7 protein-coding genes are annotated in these 8,557 nt (G+C 60.0%); 5 read left to right on the top strand and 2 right to left on the bottom strand.

The genetic code is table 11. The annotated features are described in order from the left end of the window. The 3 genes from NW815_RS03695 to NW815_RS03705 all read left to right on the top strand — a co-directional run. Positions 1–489, top strand: a 489-nt coding sequence (locus NW815_RS03695; protein ID WP_414415720.1) for an EamA family transporter, incomplete at its 5' end; no start/stop codon positions are given. Between the two features lie 58 nt (positions 490–547). Then, complete coding sequence (locus NW815_RS03700) at positions 548–1,660, top strand: glycosyl transferase (protein WP_414389309.1); 1,113 nt, start codon at positions 548–550, stop codon at positions 1,658–1,660. 54 nt (positions 1,661–1,714) lie between these two features. Then, positions 1,715–3,040, top strand: coding sequence for a class I SAM-dependent methyltransferase (locus NW815_RS03705; protein ID WP_414389307.1), 1,326 nt, complete (start codon positions 1,715–1,717; stop codon positions 3,038–3,040). 141 nt (positions 3,041–3,181) lie between these two features. Here NW815_RS03705 and NW815_RS03710 read toward each other — a convergent pair whose 3' ends face one another. Next, the gene (locus tag NW815_RS03710) at positions 3,182–3,877 is read right to left on the bottom strand and encodes a hypothetical protein (RefSeq protein ID WP_414330153.1); all 696 of its coding nucleotides are present in this window, start codon (positions 3,875–3,877) and stop codon (positions 3,182–3,184) included. A gap of 256 nt (positions 3,878–4,133) precedes the next feature. On the opposite strand from NW815_RS03710, the gene NW815_RS03715 reads away from it, so the two are divergent. Beyond that, the gene (locus NW815_RS03715; protein ID WP_414389304.1) at positions 4,134–5,204 is read left to right on the top strand and encodes a glycosyltransferase family 4 protein; all 1,071 of its coding nucleotides are present in this window, start codon (positions 4,134–4,136) and stop codon (positions 5,202–5,204) included. A 131-nt stretch (positions 5,205–5,335) separates the two neighbouring features. After that, on the top strand, positions 5,336–7,501 hold the full coding sequence (locus NW815_RS03720; RefSeq protein ID WP_414389301.1) for a glycogen debranching N-terminal domain-containing protein: 2,166 nt from the start codon (positions 5,336–5,338) through the stop codon (positions 7,499–7,501). A gap of 129 nt (positions 7,502–7,630) precedes the next feature. Here NW815_RS03720 and NW815_RS03725 read toward each other — a convergent pair. Then, positions 7,631–8,557: ABC transporter substrate-binding protein (locus tag NW815_RS03725; RefSeq protein ID WP_414415721.1), on the bottom strand; the 927-nt coding region annotated here is incomplete at its 5' end.

Here is an 8,557-nt window from a genome sequence, read left to right on the forward strand (position 1 = left end):
GGGGTGGTGCTGGTGGCTACGGGGGGATCCTGGGGCACCTTGCAGGCGGGGGATCCCTGGGGGGTCCTGCTGGCGGTGGGCAGCTCTGGAATCTGGGCGCTCTACTGGCTGCTCAATGTGCGGGATGGGCGAGATGCGGTGCTGAAGCTGTTTATGGGGTTTCTCTTCGGCAGCCTCTATGGCCTGCTACTGCTGCCGTTGCAGGAGGTCTCTTGGACAGTTGCGGGGCTGGGTTGGGCGGCTTACATTGGTCTGGCGGAGATGGGCCTGACTTTTGTATTTTGGCTGCGGGCTCTGGAGTTGGCGGGCCATCGGGGATCCCTGGCCAACTGGGTGTATGTGACGCCCTTTTTGTCGTTGGGGTTGATTGCGGTGCTGTTGGGCGAGAGGATTGCGCTGGGATCCGTGCTGGGCCTGGGTCTGATTTTGGCCAGCAATCTGTGGGGATCCCATAGGGAAAAGCCCCCCGCGGATCCTGTTCTGTCCTGAGGCGGTTGCGTTCGCGCCAGCGGGACGGAGTCCTATCGCGTTAGCGGTGCAGAGCACAATGAATCCCGTTCCTCTGTATGTGGCGGCAACAGCTCACGGGTTTGGGCACGTTACCCGTCTGGCGGCGGTCGTGAATGCTTTGCTGCGGCGGGATCCCCATGTTCTGCCCATCTTTGCTACGCCGGCTCCCCGCTGGCTCCTGGAGCGTTACGTGGAGGGGAAGTTTCTCCATCGGCCGCGGGCGTTGGATGTGGGGGTGGTGCAGCCGGATGGGCTGCAAGCGGATCTGCCGGCTACGTTGGCTGCCCTCAAGGCGTTTAAAGCCAGCGCTGCGGAGCTTGTTCGAGAAGAAGCGGATTTCATTCGAGCCCAGGGGGTGCCTTTGGTGTTGGCGGATGTGCCGCCCATTGCTGTAGCCATTGCCCAGGCTGCCGGGATCCCCTGCTGGATGGCCAGTAATTTTGGCTGGGATTTCATCTACCAAGAATACGGCCCGGAGTTTCAACCGTTTGTGGCCTGGGTTCGGGAGCTCTATGGGCAATGTGACCTTCTGTTTCGCCTGCCCTTTAGCGAGAGCATGGTCGCGTCAGCGGTGCGGAGCACTAGCGCCTTCCCGCATCAGCGGGAGGTGGGGCTGACGGGATCGGATCCCCGCTACCCACCAGAAGAGGTCGCCGCCCAGTTGGGGTTACACCCGGAGCAACCCAGGGCTTTGTTTACCTTTGGCGGGCTGGGGGTGCAGGGGTTTCCTTACGAGCGGCTCCAAGATTTTCCCGACTGGCAGTTTCTCACGTTTGATCCGGAAGCTCCCCCCTTGCCCAACTTGCGGGTTTTGGATGGGCGGGTGTGGCGACCGGTGGATGTGATGCCCCTCTGCCGCTGGGTGGTGTCCAAGCCGGGCTATGGCACTTTGGCGGAGGCCCTGCGCAGCCGCACACCTATGGCCTGTGTTACCCGCTCTGGGTTTGCCGAGTCGCCGTTGCTGGTTGAGGGTTTGCGGCGCTATGGCTGGCATCGCATTCTCTCGCCAGAGGAGTTTTTTCAAGGATCCTGGGACTTTTTGCGGGATCCCGCCCACCCACCCCAGAGGCCGGATGGGTTGGATCTGCAGGGGAATGAAACCCTGGCTGCTGCCTTAGAGGCATTCCTGCGGGGGAGGGATCGCGGGTAGGATAGGGGGCAGCTTTCTGCAGCGGATCCCTTCACGGTAGCGGTGTGGAGCCCTATGGCCAGCAGCTCGTTCGGGTCAGCGGTGCGGAGCACTGCGGAATCTTTGCGGCAACTGTACGAAGAATTGCCCTACCCCAATGTTTCCATTGAGGCCTCGGGCCGCAACGCCATTGACGGGTTGTACCGCCTAAGTTTGACCACCGCCCAATACGCCCGCACCCGCGCCATTGTGCCCAGCGAAGGCGCTCTCATTTTGAATGCTGGCTGCGGCTCGGGCTGGGAAACGTTGATCTTGGCGGAGGCCAATCCGGGGGCGCGGCTGGTGGTGTGCGACCTGTCGGCAGAGTCGGTACGGGTGACGGAGCGACGCTTGCGCTACCACGGCTTCGGGGAGGTGGAGTTGTATGTTCTCGACCTGTTGGATATCGAACAGTTGGGGCTGGAATTTGACTTCATCAGCCTTAACGATGTGCTCTATCTGCTGGACGATCCGGTGGCGGGGCTAAAGGCGCTTAAGCGGGTTCTCAAACCTGACGGGATCCTGCGGGCCAACCTACATCACGCCTACCAGCGGGAGGTCATCTTCCGCATGCAAGAGGCGTTTCGGCTGCTGGGGCTATTTGATCTGCCCACCCCCGAAGCCTGTCAGCGGGTGCGGGAATTCATGGCCAGTTTGGCCTCAGACGAACTGCGAGCTGCCTTGCGCTGGAACCCTGAGATCTACAAAGACAACACAAACATCCGGGCCAACTACCTCTTGCCAGGAGACAAGGGCTTCCTGATCCCCGACCTGATGCGCATGCTCGAGGAAGCTGAGCTGGGCCTGGTTTGTCTGGTGGACTATGCCGACTGGGATCCGGCGCTTTTGTTCAAGGAGAGGGCCATGCCCCCCTGGCTGCAAGCCGAGCTGGACAAACTCTCGCCTGCCGACCAGAATCACTTTTATGAGCTGATCTACCCCAACCATCGCCTCATTGACTTTTGGGCAGAACACCCCGGCTCTTCCTTGGTCTTGCCCTGGAGCGACGCCGATTGGCTGGGGGGCAGAGTGCAGCTCAACCCCATCCTGGCCGACAACGTCGAATTTCGCCAAAACTTTGCCAAAGCTCACGAGAAAAAGCTGGAGTTTGCTATGAATTGGCCGGGATCCAGCTATGGGCGCCTGACCATCTCAGCCCCTCAGATGGCTTGGCTGGGATCCCTGTTGCAGGGGCCAACGGCAGTGAAAGCCTTGATTGAGCAAGCGGCCCAGGTCAACAAGTTAGAGCCGGAAGCGGCCCAGGAGGAGGTGCTCACCTACCTGGCGGGGCTGGAGTCGTTTTTGTTTGTGATGTTGGATCCTGCACCCGTTCCAGGAGAAGGAGTTTTTCCAATCGCTTGAGATCCCCGAGCCTTTCTCCCAAGGGTAGAGGGAAGCCAATGGGCCGGTTCACGGCAACTTGGAACGACTATTGAGGGATTGAGGCTCTGCCGGGCTGCAAGAACGGTCTTGGGCAGATGTCAGATGGGAAGAGATCCCTCTCTAGCGATCCACCAGGCGCAGCTCGAAGGTGAGGATGTTGGCGGCCAAAATCTCCAAAGCCCCGCCCTCAATGAGGTCGCGAGTGAGGGCAGCCCCGGAGCCACTTTGTTGGATCAATTCGCGGCTGCGGCGCACCGTCTCCTGTCGCTGGGGGTCGTCCACAACCACCTGCCGCTGATTGGACAGGCTGAGGCGATAGAAGTTGGGCAGATCCCCCCGGGTGGCATCAATGGCCAGATTGGTCTCTTCAGGGGCTACGCGGAAGGGGGCACGGGCGGTGAGCAGAGCCACCTGGATATCTTGGTCTCGCCCATCAAGGCCCTGCAGCTCGGATATATCGATCTGGAAATTGAGGGTATCGCGGTCACGGGTAAGGCGATTAACCCGTACCTGGTTAAAGCCGACGGCAAACTCCCGTTCCGGCTCTCCAAATCGCTGGATGGTGGCCTGCAAGACTGACTCTTCGTTGAGGGGGGTAACCCGAATGAGGTAATCCCAGTCCCGCACAAAGGTGTACTCGTTGGGCCCCACACGGACGTTGGGATCCACCAAGTTGGCGGTAGGGCCAGGGCTGCCGGCCCGGCTGAGAGCTACCATGTACCAGTAGTTGGGGCTGATGGGCAAGCCCAGGGTCATGCGTACTTCCAGCACTGGCCGCGCCCAAGCGGCAACAGCCGTGAGAGCCGTTATGGCCATGGCCCCGAAGCAACTCCACAGCCAGCGCTGAGGAGGAAAATTAAGCCGCGGCGGGCAAGAGCAAGTGATGGCTGGGGTTCTCATTCAAGCCTCTTCAACTCTCCGGCAGGTGGCGGCAGCCTGAACTCCTTTCCTGCTCACTCTGGAACAGTCTAGCCAGGAATGGCGTGCCCTCAACAGGGGATCCCAAGGGTCGGCGGCGGAGCGCCAGCAGAAGTTTTCGTTAAGCAGTGATGATTCGGTGTGGAGGATGGCTATGCGCATTGCTCAGATTGCCCCTTTGCATGAGAGTGTGCCCCCCAAGCTCTACGGCGGCACCGAGCGAGTTGTGTCTTGGCTCACCGAAGAGCTGGTGCGGCGGGGGCATGAGGTGACGTTGTTTGCCAGCGGCGACTCCCAAACCCAGGCTCGCCTCATCCCCTTTCGGGAGCGGGCTTTGCGTTTGGATCCCACGGCCATCGACACGGTGGCTCCTCATATTTTGATGGTGGAGAAAGCCTTTCAGATGGCAGACGAATTCGACATCATCCACGGCCACATCGACTACTATCCCTATGCCCTGGCCCGTCGCCACCCGCAGGTTTCTTTTTTGGCCACCCTACACGGGCGACTGGACATTCCGGAGCTGCAGCCCCTCTACACCGAGTTTCAGGACATTCCGGTGGTCTCCATCTCCAACGCCCAGCGGCTGCCGCTGCCCCAGGCCCGCTGGGTGGGGACGGTCTACCACGGCTTGCCCCTGGATCTCTACCGTTTCTATCCAGAAAAGGGGGACTACCTGGCCTTTTTGGGCCGGGTCTCCCCGGAAAAAGGGCTGGACACGGCTATTGAAATTGCGGCGCGGGCAGGGATGCCGCTGAAGGCTGCTATCAAGATCGATGCGGTGGATCGCCAGTACTACGAGTTAGAAATTAAGCCTTTGGCCAGTCGCCACCCCAATGTGGAGATCATAGGGGAAATCACCGACCAAGAGAAAAGCGAGTTTTTGGGCAAGGCCTATGCGGTGCTGTTTCCCATCCGCTGGCCGGAGCCCTTTGGGCTGGTGATGATTGAAGCGATGGCCTGTGGCACGCCGGTAATTGCCACCCGTTTTGGCTCAGTACCCGAGGTAATAGCCGACAGGCGCTCCGGCTTTATTGTCGACTCGGTGGAGGAAGCAGTGGAGGCTGTGGAGAAGGTGGGATCCCTGAGCCGAGCCGGGGTGCGGCAGGTGTTTGAGGAGCGGTTCAGCGTGGAAAGAATGGTGTCGGACTACGAGGCTCTCTACCGCCAACTGGTGAACGAGCGGCAGGAGATGTCGCGAAGAAGGCAGCTTAATAAGGCTTAGATGGGCCAAGTAGCAGCTAGGGCTGCTGGGCTGCATCGGGGGGCCCCTGCTTCTTCGCCTTCTTTGAGTGGACCGATAGCAGTAAGCTGTTCGCGTAGGAGACCGGCTGGATAGGGATCGAGAAGACCGAGATGGCAGAAGACATCATCCAAATTCAAGATCAGTACTACATCCGGGCCAGCGCCTCTTGGGTGGAGGCACGCTCTCATGTTCTCAAGCATGACAACTGCTTTGCCATCTTTGACCGGCGAGGGAACATGCGCCCCCTCGGCATCCGGGATCATGGCCTCTTCCGGGACGACACCCGCTTTTTGTCCCGCTGGGTGTTGGACTTGCAGGGAAAGCAGTTCCTGCTGCTCAGCTCAGAGGTGCGGGAAGACAAAGATATTTTGGCGGTGGATCTGACCAACCCGGAGTTCACCACCTCAGAGGGGCAGTTTATCGGTCAAGATACCCTGCATGTTCTACGGACTACTTTTTTGTGGAACAACGTAGCCTACGAGCGCATTCGCATTCACAACTACGGCTCGGAGCCGTTTCGCGTGCCGATTACCCTGCGCTTTGAGGCGGACTTTGCCGATATTTTTGAGATCCGGGGCATCCGACGGGCCCAGCGGGGTCAAGTGCTGCCGGCCCAGGTGAACCCTGAGGGAGTGGTTCTCCGCTACCGCGGCTTAGATGGAGTGGAGCGGCAAACCCAGTTGCAATTTTTGCCGGCGCCGGAGCTAGTGTCGGAGAAGCTGGCGCAGTGGTGGGTGCCTTTGGCCCCGCAGGAGGAACGGGATTTGGAGCTGAGGGTGATCTGCAGCTACGGCGGGGAGGAGATTGCCCCTTTGACCTACCAGGAGGCTCTGCAGGCGGAGCGGGAGCAAAGGGCTTCCTTGCGGGCGCAAGCCCACCGGATCGACACCGGCAATGCTCAGTTTAACGATTGGCTCAACGCCTCACGGGATGATCTGCTGATGATGCTCACCCGCACTCCCTACGGGCTTTATCCCTATGCGGGGGTGCCTTGGTTTACCACGGTCTTCGGGCGCGACGCCCTGATCACCGCCCTGGCCACTCTCTGGTGGTTTCCAGACTTGGCGCGGGGGGTGCTGCTGTATCTGGCGGCCCACCAGGCCCAGGAGGTGGATCCCAGCCGCGATGCCGAGCCTGGCAAGATCCTGCATGAGCAGCGCTCCAGCGAGATGGCCAAGACGCGCGAGATCCCCTTTGGCAATTATTTCGGCAGCATTGACTCCACCCCTTTGTTTGTGGTGCTAGCAGGGCGCTACGTGCGGCGCAGCGGCGATCTAGAGCTGTTGCGGCAGCTCTGGCCAAACATCGAAGCAGCCCTGCACTGGATGGACACTTACGGGGATGTGGACGGGGACGGCTTTTTGGAGTATGCCGGCAAGGCGCGGCGGGGCCTGCGCAACCAGGGCTGGAAAGATTCTGAAGATGCCATCTTCTACCCGGACGGATCCCTGGCAGAACCCCCCTTGGCCCTGTGCGAGGTGCAGGGCTATGCCTACGAAGCTAAGCAGTTGGCAGCAGAGATGGCCGAGCTGCTGGGGCGGCAAGAGCAAGCAGCCCAGTTGCGACAACAAGCGGAAAAGCTGCAGCAGCAGTTTTGGGATCACTTCTGGTGCGAAGAGTTGGGGGGCTATGCCCTGGCTTTGGATGGCCAGAAGCAACCCTGCCGGGTGCGCAGCTCCAACATGGGCCACTGTCTGTTTTCGGGGATTGCCCATCCCGAGCATGCTACCTGCATTGCCCGGCAACTGCTGGAGCCAGCTTTCTTCAGCGGCTGGGGGATCCGCACGGTGCCGGAGGGAGAGGGGCGCTACAACCCCATGTCCTACCACAATGGCTCCATCTGGCCCCACGACAATGCCTTGATTGCCGCAGGCTTATCTCGCTATGGCTTCAAGGGCGAAGCGGTGCGGGTCTTGACAGCGCTGTTCGATGCCAGCCAGTTTCTGGAGCTGAAGCGGCTGCCTGAGCTGTTTTGTGGCTTTCGGCGGCGACAGCGGGAGGGCCCCACCCTTTATCCGGTGGCCTGTCTGCCCCAGTCTTGGGCGGCGGCCAGTGTGTTTTTGCTGCTGCAGGCTTGTCTGGGGCTGGAGATCGACGGGCTGGCTCAACGGGTACATTTAACCAAGCCCACTCTGCCCCTGTGGCTGCCCCATGTCATTCTTGAGAATGTGCAGGTGGGCCAGGGATCCCTGGACATCGGCCTCTATTTACAAGCGGGGGGAGTGGGGATCAACATTCTCAGGAGTGCGGGGGACGTGGAGTTGACGGTGAAATAGTTGCAAAATTCAGGACATCCGCAACCCAACCTACAACTAAGTTTCACCTGCCAAATGTGGCGATAGGGACACAACTCAACAGTTCAGACAGCCTCTCCCTATCCCACATCACCCACATCATCAGAAGTTCTACTCTTGAATGTAGAGCTGATCCAAATTCCACAATGGCCCCAGAATGGGTCGGGGATCCACCCCTTGAATGCGGTTGCGCAGGGCCGAGAGAACCAGGTGGTTGAAAGTGCCAATTTGGGGCAGCTGTTCCTGGATGATGATTTGAAACCGGTCGTAGAGGGCCTTGCGCTTTTCAAAGTCTAGCTCCCGCACCCCTTCGATAAAGATGCGGTCGATCTCCCGTTCCCAATCGCTGACCTCAACCCCTTCTGCCGGGTTGCCGGGCAAATCTCCCAGATTAAAGAGGTGCAAACGGCCGTCGCTGCGCCAGATGTTGGAGCCGTTGTTGGGCTCGGTGCCGCCGCCACCAAAGCCCAGCAGCAGGGTTTCCCAGTCGCGGCTATCGGTGCGCTGCACCAGGGTGTTGAAGGCGATGGGGGTAAAATCAACGGTGATGCCGATCCGCTCCAGATCAGCTTTGATCAACGCGCCAGTGGCCTCCCGCTGATTGTTGCCGGCGTTGGTGAGCAAGGTGAAACGGATACGGTTGCCCTCGGAATCCCGCAGGTGGCCCTCAGCATCGTAGGTGTATCCGGCATCGAGGAGCAGTTGCCGCGCTTTTTCAGGGTTGTAGTCGTAGGTGGGCAAGCCCTCTTCAGGGCTGAGGTAGAAGGGGCTGGCGGGGGAGAAGACCGAGTGCTGGATCTGGCCCAACCCTTGCAGGACGCTATCGACGTAAAACTGCCGGTTCATGGCGTGGGCCACCGCCCGGCGGAAGTTCAAATCGTTAAACCAGCGGCTTTTGACGGGATCCACAAAAGGCCGCCCGGTCTGGGGGTTACGGGCGCGGCTGAGGTTGAAGGCAAAGAAACTGTTGTTCAATGTCTGGCCGAGATTGTAGATGGTGAACTGATCCCGTTCTTCTTCCCGCTTCAAGAGCTGAAA

Source organism: Synechococcus sp. R6-7 (assembly GCF_047461695.1).
Classification (GTDB): domain Bacteria; phylum Cyanobacteriota; class Cyanobacteriia; order Thermostichales; family Thermostichaceae; genus Thermostichus.

Excerpts from the sequence above, each read along its gene's own strand:
- NW815_RS03700 (WP_414389309.1), top strand. The coding sequence starts at position 548 with ATGAATCCCGTTCCTCTGTATGTGGCGGCAACAGCTCACGGGTTTGGG.
- NW815_RS03710 (WP_414330153.1), bottom strand. The coding sequence starts at position 3,877 with ATGGCCATAACGGCTCTCACGGCTGTTGCCGCTTGGGCGCGGCCAGTG.
- NW815_RS03720 (WP_414389301.1), top strand. The coding sequence starts at position 5,336 with ATGGCAGAAGACATCATCCAAATTCAAGATCAGTACTACATCCGGGCC.
- NW815_RS03705 (WP_414389307.1), top strand. The coding sequence starts at position 1,715 with ATGGCCAGCAGCTCGTTCGGGTCAGCGGTGCGGAGCACTGCGGAATCT.
- NW815_RS03715 (WP_414389304.1), top strand. The coding sequence starts at position 4,134 with ATGCGCATTGCTCAGATTGCCCCTTTGCATGAGAGTGTGCCCCCCAAG.